A 19,757-nucleotide genomic window follows, 5' to 3' on the forward strand; every position below is an offset into this window, starting at 1 on the left:
CAGGAAGTGAGATGACCATTCGTATCGCAATAAATGGTTTTGGTCGTATCGGGCGCAACGTGTTGCGTGCGCTGTATGAAACCGGTCGCCGGGCGGAAATCACCGTAGTGGCGATTAACGAACTGGCGGAAGCGGCTGGCATGGCGCATCTGCTGAAGTACGACACCAGCCACGGCCGCTTTGCCTTTGAGGTCCGCCAGGAGCGCGATCAGCTGTGGGTTGGTGACGATACCATCCGTATCCTGCATCAGGCTGAGATTACCGCGCTGCCGTGGCGCGAACTGAATGTTGATATCGTGCTGGACTGCACCGGCGTGTACGGCAGCCGCGACGATGGTGAAGCGCATCTGCAGGCTGGCGCGAAGAAAGTGTTGTTCTCGCATCCCGGCGGCAACGATTTGGATGCCACCGTAGTGTTCGGCGTTAACGAACAGGCTCTTAAACAAACTGACCGCATTGTCTCCAACGCATCCTGCACCACCAACTGCATTATTCCGGTGATCAAGCTGCTGGATGACGCCTTTGGCATTGAGTCGGGCACCGTGACCACCATCCACTCAGCGATGCACGATCAGCAGGTGATTGACGCGTATCACAGCGACCTGCGCCGTACCCGTGCCGCCAGTCAGTCGATCATTCCGGTCGATACGCGTCTTGCCGCTGGCATTACCCGTATTTTTCCGAAATTTAACGATCGCTTCGAGGCTATCGCGGTGCGCGTGCCGACGATCAACGTGACCGCCATTGATCTGAGCGTTTCGGTGCGCCAGGCGGTGAAGGCGTGTGAGGTCAACGCGTTGCTGCAAAACGCGTCAGAGGGGGCATTTCGTGGTATAGTTGACTATACGGAATTACCGTTAGTCTCAGTAGATTTTAACCACGATCCGCACAGTGCCATAGTGGACGGCACGCAAACGCGGGTCAGCGGTCACCACCTGATCAAAACCCTGGTCTGGTGTGACAACGAATGGGGCTTTGCTAACCGCATGATCGACACCACGTTAGCAATGGCCGCAAGCGGTTTCAGGTAAGACGCGGACTGCGTCTGGCAAAACTTATGAGAATCAACGAGAGGGTTCACCATGTCTGTAATTAAGATGACCGATCTGGATCTTGCTGGTAAACGCGTTCTGATCCGTGCCGATCTCAACGTACCAGTGAAAGAAGGGAAAGTGACGTCAGATGCACGTATTCGTGCTTCTCTGCCTACCATCGAAGCGGCGTTGAAACAGGGCGCGAAAGTGATGGTTACCTCTCACCTGGGTCGCCCGACCGAAGGTGAATACAACGAAGAGTTCTCCCTCCTGCCGGTTGTTAACTACCTGAAAGAAAAACTGAACGGCACTAACGTGACCCTGGCGAAAGACTACCTCGACGGCGTTGAAGTGGGCGCGGGTGAACTGGTGGTGCTGGAAAACGTTCGCTTCAACAAAGGCGAGAAAAAAGACGACGAAACCCTGTCGAAGAAATATGCCGCGCTGTGTGACGTGTTCGTCATGGATGCATTCGGCACCGCGCACCGCGCGCAGGCGTCTACTCACGGCGTGGGCAAATTCGCCCCTATCGCCTGTGCCGGTCCGCTGCTGTCTGCCGAACTGGAAGCGCTGGGCAAAGTGATGAGCAATCCACAGCGTCCGCTGGTCGCCGTGGTGGGTGGTTCTAAAGTGTCGACCAAATTCGACGTGCTGCAGTCGCTGGTGAAAATCGCTGACACCGTGATTGTCGGTGGCGGTATCGCTAACACCTTCGTGGCGATCGACAACAACGTCGGCAAATCGCTGTACGAGCCAGACTTCGTTGAGGCCGCTAAAGGCCTGCGCGACCAGTACGGCATTCCGGTACCGACCGATTCACGCGTCGGCACGGAATTCTCCGAAACTGCCCCGGCAACCGTGAAAAAGGTTTCCGAAGTAGCAGATAACGAAGAAATTATGGACTTCGGTGACGAAACCGCTCAGAACATGGCGAAACTGCTGAAAGACGCAAAAACCATTCTGTGGAACGGTCCGGTTGGCGTGTTTGAGTTCCCGAACTTCCGTAAGGGCACCGAAATCGTTGCCAACGCTATCGCAGACAGCGACGCGTTCTCTGTTGCCGGCGGCGGTGATACCCTGGCGGCTATCGACCTGTTCGGTATCGAGGACAAAATCTCCTACATCTCTACCGGTGGCGGTGCGTTCCTCGAGTTCGTGGAAGGCAAAAAACTGCCGGCAGTTGCCATGCTGGAAGAACGCGCGAAGCAGTAATTTTTGGGGGCAGCGCTTCGGCGCTGTCTGAAGGCTTGCCCGCTGTGGGCGAACAGATCGCATTCCCATTGGGGAGTGGACGATAAACGAAACAGGACACAACCATGTCTAAAATTTTTGATTTCGTAAAACCCGGCGTTGTCACTGGTGATGACGTTCAGAAAATCTTCAAAGTAGCGAAAGAAAACAAATTCGCTCTGCCAGCCGTTAACTGCGTCGGCACGGATTCCATCAACGCGGTACTGGAAGCTGCGGCTAAAGTTAAAGCGCCGGTCATCGTTCAGTTCTCCAACGGTGGTGCTGCCTTCATCGCCGGTAAAGGTTTCAAAACCGACAAACCACAGGGCGCTGCGATTTTCGGCGCAATCGCTGGTGCACATCATGTGCATCTGATGGCTGAACAGTACGGCGTGCCAGTAATCCTGCACACCGACCACTGTGCGAAGAAACTGCTGCCGTGGATCGACGGCCTGCTGGATGCTGGCGAAGAGCACTTCAAAAAAACCGGTAAGCCACTGTTCTCTTCACACATGATCGACCTGTCTGAAGAGTCACTGGAAGAGAACATCGAGATTTCTTCTAAATATCTGGCGCGCATGGCGAAACTGGATATGACGCTGGAAATCGAACTGGGCTGCACCGGTGGTGAAGAAGATGGCGTCGACAACAGCCACATGGACGCTTCTGCACTGTACACTCAGCCAGAAGACGTGGATTACGCTTACACCGAGCTGAGCAAAATCAGCCCGCGTTTCACCATCGCTGCGTCCTTCGGTAACGTGCACGGCGTGTACAAGCCAGGCAACGTGAAACTGACCCCAACCATTCTGCGTGATTCGCAGAAATACGTTTCAGAGAAACACGGCCTGCCGCACAACGCGCTGGACTTCGTGTTCCACGGCGGTTCCGGTTCTTCTGCTGCAGAAATCGAAGAGTCTATCAGCTACGGCGTGATCAAGATGAACATCGATACCGATACCCAGTGGGCAACCTGGGACGGCATCCTGCAGTACTACAAAACCAACGAAGCGTACCTGCAGGGTCAGCTTGGCAACCCTAACGGCGCTGACAGCCCGAACAAAAAATACTACGACCCACGCGTCTGGCTGCGTGCGGCACAATCTTCCATGGTTGTGCGCTTAGAGCAGGCTTTCAAAGAGCTGAACGCTGTCGACGTACTGTAATTTTTGCTTACCGTACAAAAAAGGCCCGAAAGGGCCTTTTTTTATGCGTCCCGTCTGGAAATCCCGGTTTATACAGCACATTTTTGGCGCTTCGCCCCATTATTGTTTACCCTTGTACTCGGGAGTGTCGGATTGAATCTGGCAGTTTTTGTACTTTCCTGCGGGAAACTCAACAACAGGGCTAACAAATGGAAGATCTTAACGTCGTTGACGGCATTAACAATGCAGGTGGCTGGCTGGTGCGCAACCAGGCGCTGATCCTCAGCTATGCGGTGAACATCGTGGCGGCTATCGCCATCATTATTGTCGGGATGATTATCGCGCGCGTGGTATCGAACGGCGTCAATCGCCTGCTGGTCGCGCGTCATATTGATGCCACCGTGGCTGATTTCCTCTCGGCGCTGGTGCGCTACGGTATCATTGCCTTCACGATTATTGCCGCGCTGGGCCGCGTCGGTGTGCAGACCGCCTCGGTGATTGCCGTGCTCGGTGCTGCCGGTCTGGCCGTCGGTCTGGCACTGCAGGGGTCGCTCTCCAACCTGGCGGCAGGCGTACTGTTGGTGACCTTCCGTCCATTCCGCACCGGTGAGTTCGTCGATCTCGGTGGCGTAATGGGGACCGTACAGAATGTACAGATCTTCTCGACCACGCTGAAAACCGCTGACGGCAAAATCGTGGTGGTGCCAAACGGCAAAATCATCGCCGGCAACATCGTTAACTTTTCGCGCGAACCTATCCGCCGCAACGAGTTCATTATTGGCGTCGCCTACGATGCGGATGTCGATCAGGTGATCGATCTGCTGCGTGAAGTGGTGGAAGCTGACGAGCGCGTACTGAAAGATCTGGGTATTCAGATTGGCCTGAACGAACTGGCGGCTTCGTCGCTGAACTTTGTGGTGCGCTGCTGGAGCAAAAGCGGAGATCTGCAGAACGTCTACTGGGATCTGATGAAGAACTTCAAGCGCACGCTGGATGCGCACGGTATCGGTATTCCTTATCCGCAGATGGACGTGCACCTGCATCAGGTGCAGAGCGAGGCGCAGCAGCCTGCGCGCAGCGAGTAAGTTATCAGGGCACCGGCTGGTGCCCTTGTTTTATCAGTTCCGCTAATGACCGATTAATTCTTTCCATTTCCGCTAATATCCGCGCCTCACTATACTGCACAACAACACCCCTTTTTCAGGAACTCTTCTGTGTTATCTGTTTACTTACAAGGGCTTGCCCTTGGTGCTGCGCTGATCCTGCCGTTAGGCCCGCAAAATGCCTTTGTCCTGAACCAGGGCATTAAGCGCCATTACCATTTGATGACCGCATCGTTGTGCACATTGAGCGATATTGCGCTGATCTGTGGCGGAATATTTGGCGGCAGCGCGCTGTTGCAGCAGTCGCCGGTTCTGCTGATGCTGATCACCTGGGCTGGCGTGGCGTTTCTGCTGTGGTACGGCTGGGGCGCGCTGCGCAGTGCCTGGCAGGGCGATGTCACGCTGGCGTCAGAGGCGGCGCTGAAGCAGGGGCGCTGGCGCATTGTCGCCACTATGCTGGCGGTGACCTGGCTCAATCCGCATGTCTATCTCGACACCTTCGTGGTGCTCGGCAGCCTCGGCAGTCAGCTGCCGTCGGCGGAGGCGCGCCGCTGGTTCGCTTTCGGCACCGCCAGCGCCTCGCTGGTGTGGTTTTTCGGTCTGGCGCTGCTGGCCGCCTGGCTGTCGCCGCGCCTGCGCACCGTGCGCGCGCAGCGCATCATTAATCTGCTGGTGGGTGGCGTGATGTGGTTTATCGCCCTGCAGCTGGCGCGTCAGGGCATCGCCGGCTGGTGATGCACATGCAGGCCGTAAAGCGCGGGCAGGGCGCCTGCGCTGGCCAGCAGCTCCAGCCGAATCTGGCGGAATGCGGTATCCGGTGGCAGCACATGATGGCACAGCGAGTGATGATTATCGCTGACCTCGGCCAGCAGCCTGTCATCCAGCCACAGGCGATAATGGGTAGTGCAGTGCGGCGTCACCGCCTGCGCATGGCCCATCTGCACCGTTTCCATCGCATGATCGAAATCGTTATCGAACAGCAACGTAATCTGGCTGGCGCGCTGCGCGTCCGGCCACTGCCAGCACACCCACGGCTGGCGATCGTCCGCCGCCGGCAGCCAGCCGTTGGTGTGGCTTTCCGGCCGCAGTTTACCGTTGAGCAAATAGTCGCAGTGCCACAGCCGCAGCGGTGTCGCCAGACTAAACGCGATCAGGATCTGATTGGGCGCGCGGCGCGGTAGCCAGAAATCAAACTCTTCCACGCCGTAATCGCCGTCGTTTATCTGCCGGGTGCGTTTCGCGACGCGCGGATTGAGGCTGTTGAAGACCATCATAATGCCCGGCAGGCGCTGGCGGGTGAGCGCCACTTCAACCGCCGGATTTTCTTCAAAGGCGATAAACAGGTAACGATCGCACTCCGCACGGTAGTCAAACGGCAGCGAATACGCCTCTTCAGCGTCAATCTGCAGGCTGTGTGTGGCCAGCAGCCGATCGCCGCAGGTATTGGCCGGATTGTCGCTGGTCAGCAGTGAAACCTTCAGCGTCTGCGTGGATGACGCCCGCAGCCGCACCGTCAGCGCCGGCAGGCGTTCTCCGGCTTTAAGCGGCAGCAGCAGGGCGCAGCGTGAGGTGAGGGCGTGCCAGCCGCCATCCGCGGGCAGGGCGTGCAGCGCGAAGGTGCTGCTGGCGCTGACCTGAGCGGCACCGGCCGGATGTGCCAGCTGCTGACGCGGAATGTACGCGCCGTGGCGCAGCAGCTGTTGCTGCAGCTGACCAATATGCTCCGGCTGCGCCAGCTGACGCGGTGTCTGGTTGTGCTGCTGACACAGCGCCGCCGCGCGGCCCACCACTTCGCCCAGCACGCCACAGGTGCACATCACGCGCGCGCTGCCAAAGGCAACGTGCGTGGCAGAGATAAGCCGACCGGTCAGCAGCAGATTATCCAGCGACTGGCTGTACAGCGCCCGAAACGGAATGGTGTAAGTGCCTTTGCTGTGGAACTGGCGGCAGCCGTCGTGAGCGCTGTACACGCCGTCGGCCGGATGCAGGTCAATCGACCAGCCGCCGTAGGCCACCGCATCGTAGTGGTCGCGCTGCGCGATGATATCCTGCTGACACAGTAGAGTATCGCCGAGAAAGCGTCGGCTCTCGCGCTTGCCGGGAATCAGCCCAACCCATTCAATGGTCAGCGTGTCGGCATCGGCAAACTCGCCGGAATTTTTGATGTAATCCCACACGCCCCAGACAATCTTCCACAGTTCCCACTTGATGGTTTCGCTTTCATGCACGGTATCCAGCCGGCCGCCCCACTCAAGCCACCACAGATCGCAGCCGTTGAGATCGGAGCTCAAACGTTTATAGCGCGGAATGGCGGTGATCTCTTTCAGCGCGAAGGAGGGCGGTACAAAGCGCACCGGCTGCGCGCTGCGTTTGGTATAAAAATAAATCGAGTGGCCGAGCTTGTGGCCAAACTGCTCGCCCGGCGCCATTTTTTCGCCAAACTCCTGCGGTGATTCTGCGCCCACACGGTGCGCTGCCCCGGCCAGATAGCCGAGCACGCCGTCGCCGCTGGCATCAATAAACTGGTCGGCCGTCACGCGATAGCGGGTCTGATTGATGGCGTTGAAAGCCTGAACCGCCTGCAGGCGCTGCGCGGATTTTTCGATGTCGCTGACTATGGTATTGAGCAGCAGCGTCAGACGCGGCTGCGCCTGCACGATGTCCAGCAGCACCATGTCGAACAGCACCGGGTTGCCCTCTTTGTTGCGCCAGAGGTTCTCCTCCATGATCTCGCCCATGATGCCGCCTTCACGCGCCCAGCGGTTGTTATTACCCATATGCGACGTCGCGCCGTTGGCCCACAGCCGCACTTCGCTGGAGGCGTTGCCGCCGAGCACCGGGCGATCCTGAATCAGCACCACCTGCTGGCCCGCGCGTGCCGCAGCCAGCGCGGCGCAGACGCCAGCCAGACCGCCACCGGCGACCAGCACATCGGCGTGTAACGACTGCAACGGAAAGGCACGCGCGGCCTGAGAAGAGAAAGTTTGCATCATGAGGTTACTCCAGCCTGAAGGCTGCTAAGATTGAATTTTTACCGTCACAAGGTGATTTATGTCTTCGCAACCCAACCAGAGCCTGATTGACGGAATTCGCTGCCTGCAATATCTGGTCTCCAGTGACAAAGCGGTCGGCGGCCGTGAACTGGCGCGCCAGATGGGGATGAACAGCACGCGGGTAAATCGTCTGCTGATGACCATGGCGTCCATCGGCCTGACGATTCAGGATGAACACCGGCGCTATCTGCCGGGCCCGGGCATTCATGCGCTGGCGGCGCAGGCCATTCGTGGATCGTCGCTGTTTGCTTCGGCACTGCCGCAGCTGGAGGCGCACGCGCCGCGCGATATCGTGGTGGCGCTTGGCGTGCTGTGGGAGGACCAGGTCATCTACATCTGGCACTCGGAGCCCGGCGAGCGCACCAGTACCAGCCAGGCGCTGGCCGGATTCCGCATGCTGCCCGCGTGGCAGTCGGTGATTGGCGTCGCGCTGCTGGCGGCGGAGAGTGACGAGGTGCTGCGGCCACGCTTCAGTGACGAACAGTGGGCGCAGATTGCGCCGCTGCTGGCGCGCAAACGCACCGGGGATTATCTGGTGTGGCATCGCGAGGACGGCGAAATCAGTATGGCGCAGCCGATCAATAACAACCGTGCGGCGCTGGCCTTCGCCAAAATCTGGCAGGCCGATGAAGCCCAGCTGGCGCAGCGTCTGCAACAGCTGCACGCGCTGGCGAAACGGCTCATCAGCGCGCGCTGACATGGTCAATTTTTCCTACCACAAACAGATAGCTGCAGATGCCAATAGCGGCCAGCACGGCGATAAAGGCCAGCGCCGGCGCGAAGTTGCTGCCGTCAATCAGGGCGCCGATGGCGATCGGCACTACGATGGATGACAGCGCGCCGGTAAAGTTAAATACGCCGCCGGCCAGACCGATCAGATGGCGCGGCGCCAGCGCGGTAACAAACACCCAGGTGATGGTCGCCAGGCCATTACCAAAAAACGCCAGCGACATAAACAGGATGATTAGCCGCGAATCTTCGGTGTAGTTAGCACCCAGAATGAACAGCGTCAGGAACAAGCCGAGGATCACCGGCAGCTTGCGCGCCACGCTGGCTGAGACGCCGCGCCGGATCATGCGGTCTGAGGCAAAGCCAGCCAGCAGCACACCACAAAACGCCGCGAAGTAGGGCAGCGACGCCACATAGCCGCTCTTGATAAAGTCCATGTGGCGATACTCCACCAGATAGGTAGGAAACCAGGTGAGGAAAAACCAGAAGGTGGCGGAGATGGTGAACTGGCCAATATAGATGCCGACCAGCTTGCGGCTGCGAAACATCTGCGCCAGATCGGCCCAGCGTGCGCGCGGCGGCTGGCTGTCCTGACGATTTTCCAGCAGTGCGCCGTTGTCACGCAGATAGTTAAGTTCAGCCTCTGATACGCCTTTATGCTGGTGCGGCTCGCGATACAGCAGATACCACACCAGCGCCCAAATCATGCCCGCCACGCCGGTAATCAGAAACAGCCCGCGCCAGCCAAACGCAGCCTGCACGTGAAACAGCAGCGGCGTCATACAGGCGAGGCCAACAAACTGTGCGGACGAGTAGATGCCAATTGCACTGGCACGCTCCTGCTCGGGGAACCAGCTGGAAATCACCCGATTGTTAGCCGGCATCACCGGTGCCTCGAAGGCGCCGACGCCGAGGCGCAGACCGAACAGCGCGCCGAAGCTGCTGGCAAAAGCGTGCAGCGCGGTGATCAGCGACCAGGCAAACAGCCCCGCGCCGTATACCAGCCGCGCACCGAGACGATCGATCAGGAATCCGCCGGGAATTTGCAGCGCCGCATAGATCCAGCCGAACGCCGAGAAGATCAGCCCCATCTCCAGCGGCGAGAAGCGCAGTTCACCGGCCATCTGCGTGGCGGCCACCGACAGGTTGGTGCGATCCATGTAGTTAATGATGATGTTGATAAACACCAGTGCCAGCATCATAAAGCGTGTGCGTCCGGCTCGCACGCTGACCGCGCTTTGGCTAAGTGGCTGTTCTGTCATAATACAACTCTCCCGAGGGGCAGAAGTGTTTCTTTAATAGAAACGCAGGCGGCGCTTTTCAGCGAATCTGTAGCGATAAATTTGCGATCGCGGATACGTTAAACCTGAGCAAAGCCGAACTTTTTGCTAATTTCAAACTCAGACCATCACGCATAGTAATGTGTTTTGGGTTTCGCCATAGTGGCGACCTGCAAATTGAACCCTTCAAGGAGGACTTTCGTGAAACTGAAAGCACTGGCGCTGGCCGCCGTAATGAGCACGGGCGCACTGTCCGGTCTGGTCCAGGCGGGAGAAGTGCCGAACGGACCGCACGTGGTGACATCAGGACAGGCCAGCGTGGATGCCCGTCCGGATATGGCTACGCTCTCCATCGTGGTGAATGTTTCGTCGAAAGACGCGGCGGATGCAAAAAAACAGGCTGACGACCGCGTGGCGCAATATTTTGATTTCCTGCAAAAGAACGGCATCGAGAAGAAAGATATTGATGCGGCTAATCTCAGCACCCAGCCGGAGTATGACTACACCAAAGAGGGTAAATCGGTGCTGAAAGGCTACCGTGCGGTGCGTCAGGTGGAAGTGACGCTGCGCCAGCTGGATAAGCTGAATGAGCTGCTGGACGGCGCGCTGAAGTCGGGCCTGAATGAGATTCGTTCTGTCGAGCTGGGCGTGGCTAACGCAGACAGCTACAAAGATCAGGCGCGTAAAGCGGCGATTGCCAATGCCACACAGCAGGCGAGCGCCCTGGCGGAAGGCTTCAATGCCAAACTGGGCCCGGTGTACAGCATTCGCTATCACGTGGCTAACTACCAGCCGATGCCGATGGCGCGCATGTACAAAGCGGCCGGTGCCGCAGCGGACACCACCGCGCAGCAGACCTACGAGCAGCAGAGCATCCATTTTGACGATCAGGTGGATGTGGTCTTCGAAATCAAACCGAATACGGCGCAGTAATCACAAGCTGTTAGCGTTTCCTGGTCGCCATAAATGGCGACCCTACGTGAATCACAATTGTTTACTGTAGGGTGCGTATTTATACGCACCAGGAAAAATGATGAACATACAGCCTGAAGATGTGGATCAGGCCGCAACTTCATCCTGGCGCAGCACGCGGTGGCCGTGGGCAATCAGCGCATCGGTCACGCTGCGCATCAGACGGCTTTCCGGCGCGAAACGGTGCCAGTACAGCATCCGGCGCTGATACAGACCCGGTGTCAAATCAACCAGCTCTCCCTGCGCCAGCTCGCGCTCAATCTGCAGGTGCGGAATCATACAGCACACCGATCCCTGTCGCGCCAGCTGCACAAAAGCCTCTGACGAGTTCACGATGTGGCACGGCACGCTGCCCGGCGATAAATCAAAGTTCTGCTGCAAAAAGGCCTGATGCATGTCGTCGAGGTGATCAAACGCCACCGCCGGGGCTTTCAGCAGCGCCGAGCGCGTCACGCCATTGGGGAAATAGCGCGCGGCAAATTCCGGCGAGGCGCAGAACAGATAGTCCAGCGCACCCAGCTGATCCACCAGGCAACTTGGCAACGGCTGCGGCTGGATACTCACCGCGCCGACCACTTCACCGCGCCGTAAACGCTCCTGCGTGCGGGTTTCATCTTCCACCTGCAGATTCAGGCGCACCGGCGAGTCGGCCAGTACATCTTTCAGCGCCGGCAGCAGCCAGGTAGCAAGACTGTCGGCGTTCACCGCCAGCGACAGCAGCAGTGGCGTGGTGCCGCCGTTATCATCGCCCAGCCACTCCTCTTCCAGCAGCTCCACCTGATGCAGCAGCGCCAGCAATTTTTGTCCCTGCTCGGTCGGGCGCGGCGGCACGGTACGCACCAGCAGCGGCTGACCAAATAAATTTTCCAGCTGTTTAATGCGCTGCGACACCGCAGACTGCGTGATGCACAGCTTCTGGGCGGCACGCTCAAAGCCGCGTTCGCGAATCACAGCATCCAGCGCCTGAAGCGTTCGATAATCCGGGCGTTTCATTGTTGTTCTCTCTCGTTCAGGGTGGAAACTACTATGCCATAAAACGGCGAAGCTGTGCGGCCGACGCGTTTTTGCGGGCTGGCTTCCAAAGGCTTACATCCAACGTCGGTCAGCCGCGCTTTTTGACAGCGCCTTGTTTTATACTACGCGCACTTCGATGTCGCACAGGTTTTAAACATACCATGACCCAGGATGAACTGAAAAAAGCGGTAGGTTGGGCAGCGCTGCAGTACGTGCAGCCAGGCACCATTGTTGGCGTAGGCACCGGTTCAACGGCGGCGCATTTTATTGACGCGCTTGGTACCATCAGGGATCAGATCGAGGGCGCGGTTTCCAGTTCGGAAGCCTCAACCGAAAAGCTCAAATCGCTGGGCATTCCGGTGTTCGATCTCAACAATGTGGATGCGCTGTCGGTGTATGTCGACGGTGCTGATGAGATCAATCCGCAGATGCAGATGATCAAGGGCGGCGGCGCAGCGCTGACGCGCGAGAAAATTGTCGCGGCGGTGGCGCAGAAATTTATCTGCATCGCGGATGCGTCCAAGCAGGTCGATGTGCTGGGCAACTTCCCGCTTCCGGTGGAGGTGATTCCGATGGCGCGCGCTTATGTGGCGCGGGAGCTGGTGAAGCTGGGCGGCCTGCCGGAGTATCGTCAGCACGTGGTTACGGATAACGGCAACATTATTCTCGACGTACATAATCTGCGCATCCTTGACCCGATTGCGCTGGAAAAAACCATCAATGCGCTGCCGGGCGTCGTCACCGTGGGGCTGTTTGCCGCACGCGGAGCGGATATTGCGCTGATTGGCACGCCGGACGGCGTGAAAACCATCACCAATTGATCTCACCGGCGCGCCGCCAGCGCCGGTTATTTCCATCCGCAAAACATCTTTTCTTGCTGCAGTGAAATTTGGTGACTTATGTCACAAATGATTCATCAACAGCAGGTTCGTACTTTGCGCTCTCGTCATCTCACGATTTTGTGTGGATTTGTGTTGTCTGCACGTGGGCGCGTGCTGGCGTGCAGGCAATCGTTTGTATTGCCGCGCCGGAAAATTTTGATATTTTGACAGAAGGCTACCTTATGGTAGTCCTCGTTGAATTCTGAATAGGGTCGGGAAATGGCAAAGGTATCACTGGAAAAAGACAAGATTAAGTTCCTGCTGGTGGAAGGCGTTCACCAGAGTGCGCTGGATAATCTGCGCGCCGCAGGTTACACCAACATCGAGTTCCACAAAGGCGCACTGGATGCTGAGACGCTGAAGTCCTCCATCCGCGATGCCCACTTCATTGGTATCCGTTCCCGTACCCAACTGACTGAAGAGATCTTCGCGGCAGCTGAAAAGCTGGTGGCGGTGGGCTGCTTCTGTATTGGTACTAACCAGGTTGATCTCAGCGCGGCAGCGAAACGCGGCGTGCCGGTGTTCAACGCCCCGTTCTCCAATACCCGTTCGGTCGCGGAACTGGTGATCGGCGAAATGCTGCTGATGCTGCGTGGCATTCCGGAAGCCAACGCCAAAGCACACCGCGGCATCTGGAATAAAATCGCCACCGGTTCGTACGAAGCGCGTGGTAAGAAGCTGGGTATCATTGGCTACGGCCATATCGGGATGCAGCTCGGCGTGCTGGCGGAAAGCCTCGGCATGCACGTATTTTTCTACGATATCGAAAACAAGCTGCCGCTGGGCAATGCCACCCAGGTGCGCCATCTCTCTGACCTGCTGAACATGAGTGATGTGGTCAGCCTGCACGTGCCGGAAACGCCGTCCACGCAGAACATGATTGGCAGCGAAGAGCTGGCGCTGATGAAGCCCGGCGCGCTGTTGATCAACGCCGCGCGCGGTACCGTGATCGACATCCCGGCGCTGTGTAATGCGCTGGCCAGCAAGCACCTGGCTGGTGCCGCCATCGACGTCTTCCCGGTTGAACCTGCAACCAATAGCGATCCGTTCAACTCGCCGCTGTGCGAATTCGACAACGTGATCCTGACGCCGCACATCGGCGGATCAACGCAGGAAGCGCAGGAGAACATCGGTCTGGAAGTGTCTGGCAAGCTGGCCAAGTACTCTGACAACGGCTCGACGCTCTCCGCAGTAAACTTCCCGGAAGTTTCGCTGCCGATGCACGCTGCCAGCGCCAGCCGCCTGCTGCACATCCATGAAAACCGCCCGGGCGTGCTGACCGCCATCAACCAGATCTTTGCCGAGCAGGGCATCAACATTGCCGCTCAGTATCTGCAAACCTCGCCAGTGATGGGCTATGTGGTTATCGATATTGATGCCGAAGAGGATGTGGCGGAGAAAGCGCTGCAGCTGATGAAGGCGATTCCGGGCACCATGCGCGCCCGTCTGCTGTACTGACAGTGCAGGGCGCCGCTGGGCGCCCTGTCTTTATCCCGCCAGCGTTTCCCACTGCCACAGCTTTGACGGCGTGAGAATCGCCGGCAATGGCACATCCCAGGCCGCCACCGGCAGCGCATCCACGCGCTGGCAGTCGTGCGCAATACCCAGCGGTAAAAAGCCATGCTGCTGCCAGTGCTGTAGCGTGCGATCGTAAAAACCCCCGCCCATGCCTAAGCGTTGTCCCTGCGCGTCAAACGCCACCAGCGGTACCAGCATCACATCCAGCTGATCGAGTGTGGCCAGCTGCGTAATATCCAGCGGCGGCTCAGGGATGCGCAGCTTGTTAGGTCGCAGCGGGGTTTCTGGCGTGTAGCGCAAAAAAAGCAGGTGACCGGGCGCAAACGGATGCAGCACCGGCAGAAAGACCTGCTTCTTTTGCTGCCACAGTTTGGCAATCAGCGGTCGGGTATTGATTTCGCCATCGACGGAGAGAAACAGCGCGATGCGTTGTGCGCTGGCCAGCGGGGCAAAATTGATGGCATGTTCAGCCAGCAGATCGGCGGCCTCAACCTGTTGCTCAGGCGTAAGATTGCGGCGCAGATGGCGCACATGCTGACGAATATCCTGACGGTCGAGAAGAGAAGATGCTGGCATGATGTCCCCGGCTGATAAGGCTGTTGATAGCCACATTATCACACCGGGAATAACAGGGTGGAACTAAGAGGAGATCTCCGAGATGCCGCCGCAGGCTGTAACCCTTGAACCCTTGGTTCAAGGTGAGTATGCCGTCGTAACCATCAGGCTTCTCGGACGGACCGAGCATGCTCACAGGTTACAGAGCGTCACACTCTGTTGGTATGAAATATCGGCTCAGGGGACTGGCCCGCTTGCAAACATCTCAGAGAAAATTGACTTCACCGTTACTCTAACACGAGTACCATGAAGTGTTATTCGAATTTAGGGCCCTGACGTTCAGTTATGCGACCTTGCTCAACTAATGCCTGCTCAATGGTCTGCTGCAGCATACGGATGCGTTGTTCCATATTGGCTGCGTAATCGCGCGTTTTACCTTTCTCTTGTGCCAGCTCGTGGCAAATGTTTAACGCGGCGATGAACACCAGCTGCTCTGTATTTGTGACTCTAGTGCGAACTTTTAAATCTTGCAACCGTTGATTGAGATCCTCTGCGGCCAGATTCAGCGCATCTTGCTGTTCAGGCGGACAATTCACTCTCAATGAACGACCAAAAATCTGAATATCTACCGGTTGTGCAGACATGCCACCATCCTGACTGATTACTTCGTTCGCATCTCCCTTACCTGTCAATGGGTTGGGAGGTGCGCAACTATATAGACCCGCGTGATAAGTTACAACCCCTTTTCTGGAAACCCTGAGGCACCTGGTGGTAGCATAACACGAACTTATTCTGCCAACGACGACCAAAGCTTATGTCTTTACAGAACGCAACACCCACTTACAACGCGCTGGCCGCGGCACTTTCCCAGCAGGGCGTAGGCATGACGCCCGCCGAGATGCACGGACTGCTGTGTGGCATTCTGTGCGGCGGCAATCAGGACAGCAGCTGGAAAACCCTGGTGCACGACCTGACTAACGAGGGCATGGCGTTCTCGCAAAGCCTGTCGCAGCCGCTGCAGGCGCTGCATGAAAACCTGGCCAACACGCTGGATGAAGAGGGTTTCCTGTTCCAGCTAATGCTGCCGGATGAGGAAGACATCACGGTGTTCGATCGTGCTGACGCGCTGGCCGGCTGGGTCAATCACTTCCTGCTGGGCCTGGGCGTGACGCAGCCGAAGCTGGACAAAGTGACCGGTGAGACCGGCGAAGCGATTGACGATCTGCGCACCATTGCGCAACTTGGCTACGATGAAGATGAAGATCAGGAAGAGCTCGAACAGTCGCTGGAAGAGGTGATTGAGTACGTGCGCGTTGCCGCGCTGCTGTGCCATGACACCTTCACCCGGCCACGCACGCCGACCGCACCGGAAGTGCAAAAACCTACGCTACACTAAGCGCGTCATCGTGGGCAGGTCGCTGCCCGTTTTCTACAGGGAGTGCAAATATGATTACACTGGAAACTTTCCGGCAACGTCGTCAGGCGCTGATCGCCCGCATGGCGCCCGGCAGCGCGGCTTTGATTTTTGCTGCACCTGAAGTGACGCGCAGCAACGACACCGAATATCCCTTTCGCCAGAACAGCGACTTCTGGTACTTCACCGGTTTCAACGAGCCGCAGGCGCTGCTGGTATTAATTAAGAGCGATGACAATCATAACCACAGCGTGCTGTTTAACCGCGTACGCGACCTGACGGCCGAGATCTGGTTCGGGCGTCGGCTTGGTCAGGAAGCCGCACCGGCGAAGCTGGGCGTTGACCGCGCGCTGCCGTGGGATGCGATTGACGAGCAGCTGCACCAGCTGCTCAACGGACTCGATGTGGTCTATCACGCACAGGGTGAATACGCGGAAGCGGATACGCTGGTGTTCAGCGCGCTGGAGAAATTGCGCCGTGGTTTCCGGCAAAACCTCAGCGCGCCGTCGACGCTGACCGACTGGCGTCCCTGGGTGCATGAGATGCGCCTGTTTAAAAGCGAAGACGAGATCGCCATTCTGCGCCGCGCAGGAAAAATCAGCGCGCTGGCACATACCCGTGCGATGCAGGCGTGCCGTCCCGGCATGTTTGAGTATCAGCTGGAAGGCGAAATCCATCACGAATTCACCCGCCACGGCGCGCGCTTTCCGTCTTACAACACCATTGTGGGCTCCGGTGAGAACGGCTGCATTCTGCACTACACCGAAAACGAAAGCGAAATGCGCGACGGCGATCTGGTGCTGATTGATGCCGGTTGCGAATTCCATGGCTACGCCGGCGATATTACCCGCACCTTCCCGGTTAACGGTAAATTCAGCCAGCCGCAGCGCGAGATCTACGACATCGTGCTCGCCTCGCTGTATAAGGCGCTGTCGATGTTCCGCCCGGGCATCAGCATCCATGAAGTCAACGACGAAGTGGTGCGTATCATGATCACCGGTCTGGTCGATCTGGGCATTCTGGAAGGCAATATCGATACGCTGTTTGAAGAGCAGGCGCACCGTCCGTTCTTTATGCACGGCCTTGGTCACTGGCTGGGGCTGGACGTGCATGACGTCGGCCACTACGGCACGCCCAGCCGCGACCGCCTGCTTGAGCCCGGCATGGTGCTCACCGTTGAACCGGGCCTGTATATCGCGCCGGATGCCAAAGTGCCGGCACAATATCGCGGCATCGGTATCCGTATCGAAGACGACATCGTTATCACCGCCGACGGTAATGAAAACCTGACCGACAGCGTGGTAAAAGACGCTGAGGCGATCGAAGCACTGATGGCGGCGGCGCGCAGCGTATGAGTATCCTGATTGCAGGCGGCGGCATGACCGGCGCCACGCTGGCACTGGCGATTTCGCATCTGACGCAGGGCCAGTTGCCGGTGACGCTGATTGAACGTCATCAGCCGGACAGCCGCGCGCACCCGGGCTTTGACGGGCGCGCCATCGCGCTGGCGGCGGGCACCTGTCAGCAGCTGGCGGAAATTGACCTGTGGCGGTCGCTGGCGGATTGCGCCACGCCCATTACCCACATCCACGTTTCCGATCGCGGGCACAGCGGGTTTGTTCAGCTGCAGTCTGAGGATTATCAGCTGTCGGCGTTGGGCAACGTGGTCGAGCTGTATGACGTGGGACAGCGCCTGTTTAAACGTCTGCGTGAGGCACCCGGCGTGACGCTGTGCTGCCCGGATCACGTTACCTCAGTAACCCGCAGCGCCGATAGCGTGCAGGCGACGCTCAGCAGCGGCGCAACGTTACAGGGCGCGCTGCTGGTGGCCGCTGACGGCGCACGCTCGCCGCTGGCAGCATCCTGCGGCATGCGCTGGCAGCGCGACGACTACCAGCAGCTGGCGGTGATTGCCAACGTCGCGACGCAGTTGCCGCATCAGGGCCGCGCGTTTGAGCGCTTCACGCAGCATGGCCCGCTGGCGCTGCTGCCAATGTCCGGCAACCGTCTGTCGCTGGTGTGGTGTCATCCGGCGGCCGCCGAAGCCACGGTTAAGCAGTGGGACGATGCCACCTTCCTGCATGAATTACAGCGCGCCTTTGGCTGGCGGCTGGGGCGCTTTACTCACGCCGGCCAGCGCGAAATCTATCCGCTGGCGCTGCAGACCGCAGAGCGTCAGGTGACGCACCGGCTGGCGCTGGTCGGCAATGCGGCGCAGACGCTGCATCCGATCGCCGGGCAGGGCTTTAACCTCGGACTGCGCGATGTGATGTCGCTGGCGGAAACCCTTGCGGCGGCGCATCGTCATCAGCAGGATCCGGGCAGCCACGCGGTGTTGCACCATTTTGCTGCGCGCCGCCAGCCGGATCGTGCGGCGACCATTGGCGTCACCGACGGTCTGGTGCGGCTGTTCGCCAACCGTTATGCCCCGCTGGTGGCAGGACGAAATCTTGGGCTGGTGGCAATGGACTACCTGCCATGGCTGCGAAACCCACTTGCCGTGCGCACGCTCGGCTGGGTTAAGCGTTAAGCATGAATTAAGGGGCAGCAATGCAAACATTTGATGTGGCGATTGCCGGTGGCGGCATGGTCGGTCTGGCGGTGGCCTGTGGCTTACAGGGCAGCGGCCTGCGCGTTGCGGTGCTGGAAAAAGCGCCTGAGCCACAATTTGATGCGGCGGCGCCAGCGTCGGTTCGCGTCTCGGCCATCAACGCCGCCAGCGAGCGTCTGCTGCAAAAACTCGATGTCTGGTCCACCATTCTCGCGCTGCGCGCCAGCGCGTATCACGGCATGGAAGTGTGGGATCAGGACAGCTTTGGCTCGATCAGCTTTGATGACGAGCAACAGGGGCTGTCGCACCTCGGACATATCATTGAAAACGAGGTGATTCACAGTGCGCTGTGGCAGCGCGCCAGCCAGTGTAGCGACGTGACGCTGATTGCGCCGGCTCAGCTGCAGCAGGTGGCGTTTGGCGATAACGAAGCCTTTATTACCCTGCAGGACGGCAGCATGATGAGCGCGCGCCTGCTGATTGCTGCGGACGGGGCCAACTCGTGGCTGCGTGACAAAGCGGATATCCCGATCACCTTCTGGGATTACGAACATCACGCGCTGGTGGCCAATGTACGCACCGATATGCCGCACGATGCCATCGCGCGCCAGGTGTTCCACGGCGACGGCATTCTGGCCTTCCTGCCGATGCAGAATCCGCACCTGTGCTCCATCGTCTGGTCGCTGTCACCGCAGGAAGCGGCGCGACTGCAATCCATGCCGGAAGCGCTGTTTAACCAGCAGCTGTCGGTGGCATTCGATATGCGCCTTGGTCTTTGCCAGGTGGAAAGCGAACGTAAAACCTTTCCGCTGACGGCGCGTTACGCCCGCAACTTTGCTGCGCACCGGCTGGCGCTGGTGGGCGATGCGGCGCATACCATCCATCCGCTGGCCGGGCAGGGGGTTAACCTCGGCTTTATGGATGCCGCCGAGCTGATTGGTGAAATCCGCCGTCTGCATCAGCAGGGCAAAGATATCGGCCAGCATCTCTATTTGCGGCGTTATGAACGCAGCCGCAAGCACAGCGCAGCGCTGATGCTGGCCGGCATGCAGGGTTTCCGTGAGCTGTTTGCCGGGCACCATCCGGCAAAAAAACTGCTGCGCGACGTCGGGCTGAAGCTGGCCGACACGCTGCCTGGCGTGAAGCCGTTACTGCTGAAGCAGGCCATGGGCCTCAACGACCTGCCCGGCTGGATCCGCTAACCCTCCTTATTACGGCACCGTTTCAGGTGCCGTTTTTCCTGCACTGACGTTACGCGATCCCCTCAAGGGTGGGCGT

The 19,757-nt window shown here is 58.6% G+C and carries 18 protein-coding genes and 1 other RNA gene; 13 read left to right on the forward strand and 6 right to left on the reverse strand.

Annotation, left to right across the window (positions count from 1 at the left end):
• Nucleotides 1-11: 11 nt before the first annotated feature.
• The 5 genes from epd (at nt 12) to argO (ending at nt 5,247) form a co-directional block, all read left to right on the forward strand.
• Nucleotides 12-1,031 (forward strand): erythrose-4-phosphate dehydrogenase, encoded by a 1,020-nt coding sequence (gene epd, locus C1N60_RS03940; RefSeq protein ID WP_394521422.1) that lies wholly within the window; start codon nt 12-14, stop codon nt 1,029-1,031.
• Between the two features lie 51 nt (nt 1,032-1,082).
• Nucleotides 1,083-2,246, forward strand: a complete 1,164-nt coding sequence (gene pgk, locus C1N60_RS03945; RefSeq protein ID WP_021506648.1) for a phosphoglycerate kinase — start codon at nt 1,083-1,085, stop codon at nt 2,244-2,246.
• A 104-nt stretch (nt 2,247-2,350) separates the two neighbouring features.
• Nucleotides 2,351-3,430 (forward strand): class II fructose-bisphosphate aldolase, encoded by a 1,080-nt coding sequence (gene fbaA, locus C1N60_RS03950; protein ID WP_058757103.1) that lies wholly within the window; start codon nt 2,351-2,353, stop codon nt 3,428-3,430.
• 188 nt (nt 3,431-3,618) lie between these two features.
• Nucleotides 3,619-4,494: a small-conductance mechanosensitive channel MscS gene (mscS, locus tag C1N60_RS03955; protein WP_021506650.1), complete on the forward strand. Its 876-nt coding sequence runs from the start codon at nt 3,619-3,621 to the stop codon at nt 4,492-4,494.
• Nucleotides 4,495-4,623: 129 nt separating this feature from the next.
• Nucleotides 4,624-5,247, forward strand: coding sequence for an arginine exporter ArgO (gene argO / locus C1N60_RS03960; protein WP_104093682.1), 624 nt, complete (start codon nt 4,624-4,626; stop codon nt 5,245-5,247).
• Here argO and C1N60_RS03965 read toward each other — a convergent pair.
• Nucleotides 5,226-7,502, reverse strand: a complete 2,277-nt coding sequence (locus tag C1N60_RS03965) for an FAD-dependent oxidoreductase (RefSeq protein ID WP_370445703.1) — start codon at nt 7,500-7,502, stop codon at nt 5,226-5,228. The two genes, argO and C1N60_RS03965, sit on opposite strands and share 22 nt — an antisense overlap.
• Nucleotides 7,503-7,563: 61 nt before the next feature.
• Between C1N60_RS03965 and C1N60_RS03970 the strand changes: the two genes are divergently transcribed.
• Nucleotides 7,564-8,262, forward strand: a complete 699-nt coding sequence (locus C1N60_RS03970; protein ID WP_021506653.1) for an IclR family transcriptional regulator domain-containing protein — start codon at nt 7,564-7,566, stop codon at nt 8,260-8,262.
• Here the strand turns inward: C1N60_RS03970 and C1N60_RS03975 are convergent.
• Nucleotides 8,249-9,556 carry an MFS transporter gene (locus C1N60_RS03975; protein ID WP_058775867.1) on the reverse strand — a complete coding sequence of 436 codons (1,308 nt, stop codon included), beginning with the start codon at nt 9,554-9,556 and terminating at the stop codon, nt 8,249-8,251. The genes C1N60_RS03970 and C1N60_RS03975 overlap by 14 nt on opposite strands.
• A gap of 219 nt (nt 9,557-9,775) precedes the next feature.
• Between C1N60_RS03975 and C1N60_RS03980 the strand changes: the two genes are divergently transcribed.
• Nucleotides 9,776-10,507: an oxidative stress defense protein gene (locus tag C1N60_RS03980; protein ID WP_058771547.1), complete on the forward strand. Its 732-nt coding sequence runs from the start codon at nt 9,776-9,778 to the stop codon at nt 10,505-10,507.
• A gap of 126 nt (nt 10,508-10,633) precedes the next feature.
• Here C1N60_RS03980 and C1N60_RS03985 read toward each other — a convergent pair whose 3' ends face one another.
• Nucleotides 10,634-11,539: a LysR family transcriptional regulator ArgP gene (locus tag C1N60_RS03985; RefSeq protein ID WP_021506656.1), complete on the reverse strand. Its 906-nt coding sequence runs from the start codon at nt 11,537-11,539 to the stop codon at nt 10,634-10,636.
• 182 nt (nt 11,540-11,721) lie between these two features.
• On the opposite strand from C1N60_RS03985, the gene rpiA reads away from it, so the two are divergent.
• Together rpiA and serA are read left to right on the forward strand one after the other, a co-directional pair.
• Nucleotides 11,722-12,381, forward strand: coding sequence for a ribose-5-phosphate isomerase RpiA (rpiA, locus tag C1N60_RS03990; protein ID WP_021506657.1), 660 nt, complete (start codon nt 11,722-11,724; stop codon nt 12,379-12,381).
• Between the two features lie 279 nt (nt 12,382-12,660).
• Nucleotides 12,661-13,899, forward strand: coding sequence for a phosphoglycerate dehydrogenase (gene serA / locus C1N60_RS03995; RefSeq protein WP_021506658.1), 1,239 nt, complete (start codon nt 12,661-12,663; stop codon nt 13,897-13,899).
• A 30-nt stretch (nt 13,900-13,929) separates the two neighbouring features.
• Here the strand turns inward: serA and C1N60_RS04000 are convergent, their stop codons facing one another.
• From C1N60_RS04000 to zapA, 3 genes are all read right to left on the reverse strand, one after another.
• The gene (locus tag C1N60_RS04000; RefSeq protein WP_058775868.1) at nt 13,930-14,535 is read right to left on the reverse strand and encodes a 5-formyltetrahydrofolate cyclo-ligase; all 606 of its coding nucleotides are present in this window, start codon (nt 14,533-14,535) and stop codon (nt 13,930-13,932) included.
• A 70-nt stretch (nt 14,536-14,605) separates the two neighbouring features.
• Nucleotides 14,606-14,789: non-coding RNA, 6S RNA (ssrS, locus tag C1N60_RS04005), on the reverse strand.
• A 39-nt stretch (nt 14,790-14,828) separates the two neighbouring features.
• Nucleotides 14,829-15,158 carry a cell division protein ZapA gene (zapA, locus tag C1N60_RS04010; protein ID WP_021506660.1) on the reverse strand — a complete coding sequence of 110 codons (330 nt, stop codon included), beginning with the start codon at nt 15,156-15,158 and terminating at the stop codon, nt 14,829-14,831.
• Between the two features lie 170 nt (nt 15,159-15,328).
• Between zapA and C1N60_RS04015 the strand changes: the two genes are divergently transcribed.
• From C1N60_RS04015 to ubiI, 4 genes are read left to right on the forward strand one after another with little or no spacing between them, the layout of a single operon-like run.
• Nucleotides 15,329-15,910, forward strand: coding sequence for a YecA/YgfB family protein (locus C1N60_RS04015; RefSeq protein ID WP_058757098.1), 582 nt, complete (start codon nt 15,329-15,331; stop codon nt 15,908-15,910).
• A gap of 50 nt (nt 15,911-15,960) precedes the next feature.
• Nucleotides 15,961-17,283: a Xaa-Pro aminopeptidase gene (pepP, locus tag C1N60_RS04020; RefSeq protein ID WP_394521423.1), complete on the forward strand. Its 1,323-nt coding sequence runs from the start codon at nt 15,961-15,963 to the stop codon at nt 17,281-17,283.
• The gene (gene ubiH / locus C1N60_RS04025) at nt 17,280-18,458 is read left to right on the forward strand and encodes a 2-octaprenyl-6-methoxyphenyl hydroxylase (RefSeq protein ID WP_394521424.1); all 1,179 of its coding nucleotides are present in this window, start codon (nt 17,280-17,282) and stop codon (nt 18,456-18,458) included. Before pepP ends, ubiH begins: the two co-directional genes overlap by 4 nt.
• A 20-nt stretch (nt 18,459-18,478) precedes the next feature.
• Entirely contained in the window at nt 18,479-19,681 is a 1,203-nt protein-coding gene (ubiI, locus tag C1N60_RS04030) for an FAD-dependent 2-octaprenylphenol hydroxylase (protein WP_104188396.1), read from the forward strand.
• Nucleotides 19,682-19,757: the final 76 nt, after the last annotated feature.

It is taken from the genome of Pantoea sp. SGAir0184, assembly GCF_043544755.1.

Excerpts from the sequence above, each read along its gene's own strand:
- serA (WP_021506658.1), top strand. The coding sequence starts at position 12,661 with ATGGCAAAGGTATCACTGGAAAAAGACAAGATTAAGTTCCTGCTGGTG.
- C1N60_RS03965 (WP_370445703.1), bottom strand. The coding sequence starts at position 7,502 with ATGCAAACTTTCTCTTCTCAGGCCGCGCGTGCCTTTCCGTTGCAGTCG.
- fbaA (WP_058757103.1), top strand. The coding sequence starts at position 2,351 with ATGTCTAAAATTTTTGATTTCGTAAAACCCGGCGTTGTCACTGGTGAT.
- pgk (WP_021506648.1), top strand. The coding sequence starts at position 1,083 with ATGTCTGTAATTAAGATGACCGATCTGGATCTTGCTGGTAAACGCGTT.
- ubiI (WP_104188396.1), top strand. The coding sequence starts at position 18,479 with ATGCAAACATTTGATGTGGCGATTGCCGGTGGCGGCATGGTCGGTCTG.
- mscS (WP_021506650.1), top strand. The coding sequence starts at position 3,619 with ATGGAAGATCTTAACGTCGTTGACGGCATTAACAATGCAGGTGGCTGG.
- C1N60_RS03975 (WP_058775867.1), bottom strand. The coding sequence starts at position 9,556 with ATGACAGAACAGCCACTTAGCCAAAGCGCGGTCAGCGTGCGAGCCGGA.
- C1N60_RS04015 (WP_058757098.1), top strand. The coding sequence starts at position 15,329 with ATGTCTTTACAGAACGCAACACCCACTTACAACGCGCTGGCCGCGGCA.
- C1N60_RS03985 (WP_021506656.1), bottom strand. The coding sequence starts at position 11,539 with ATGAAACGCCCGGATTATCGAACGCTTCAGGCGCTGGATGCTGTGATT.
- pepP (WP_394521423.1), top strand. The coding sequence starts at position 15,961 with ATGATTACACTGGAAACTTTCCGGCAACGTCGTCAGGCGCTGATCGCC.
- epd (WP_394521422.1), top strand. The coding sequence starts at position 12 with ATGACCATTCGTATCGCAATAAATGGTTTTGGTCGTATCGGGCGCAAC.
- C1N60_RS03970 (WP_021506653.1), top strand. The coding sequence starts at position 7,564 with ATGTCTTCGCAACCCAACCAGAGCCTGATTGACGGAATTCGCTGCCTG.
- C1N60_RS04000 (WP_058775868.1), bottom strand. The coding sequence starts at position 14,535 with ATGCCAGCATCTTCTCTTCTCGACCGTCAGGATATTCGTCAGCATGTG.
- rpiA (WP_021506657.1), top strand. The coding sequence starts at position 11,722 with ATGACCCAGGATGAACTGAAAAAAGCGGTAGGTTGGGCAGCGCTGCAG.
- zapA (WP_021506660.1), bottom strand. The coding sequence starts at position 15,158 with ATGTCTGCACAACCGGTAGATATTCAGATTTTTGGTCGTTCATTGAGA.
- ubiH (WP_394521424.1), top strand. The coding sequence starts at position 17,280 with ATGAGTATCCTGATTGCAGGCGGCGGCATGACCGGCGCCACGCTGGCA.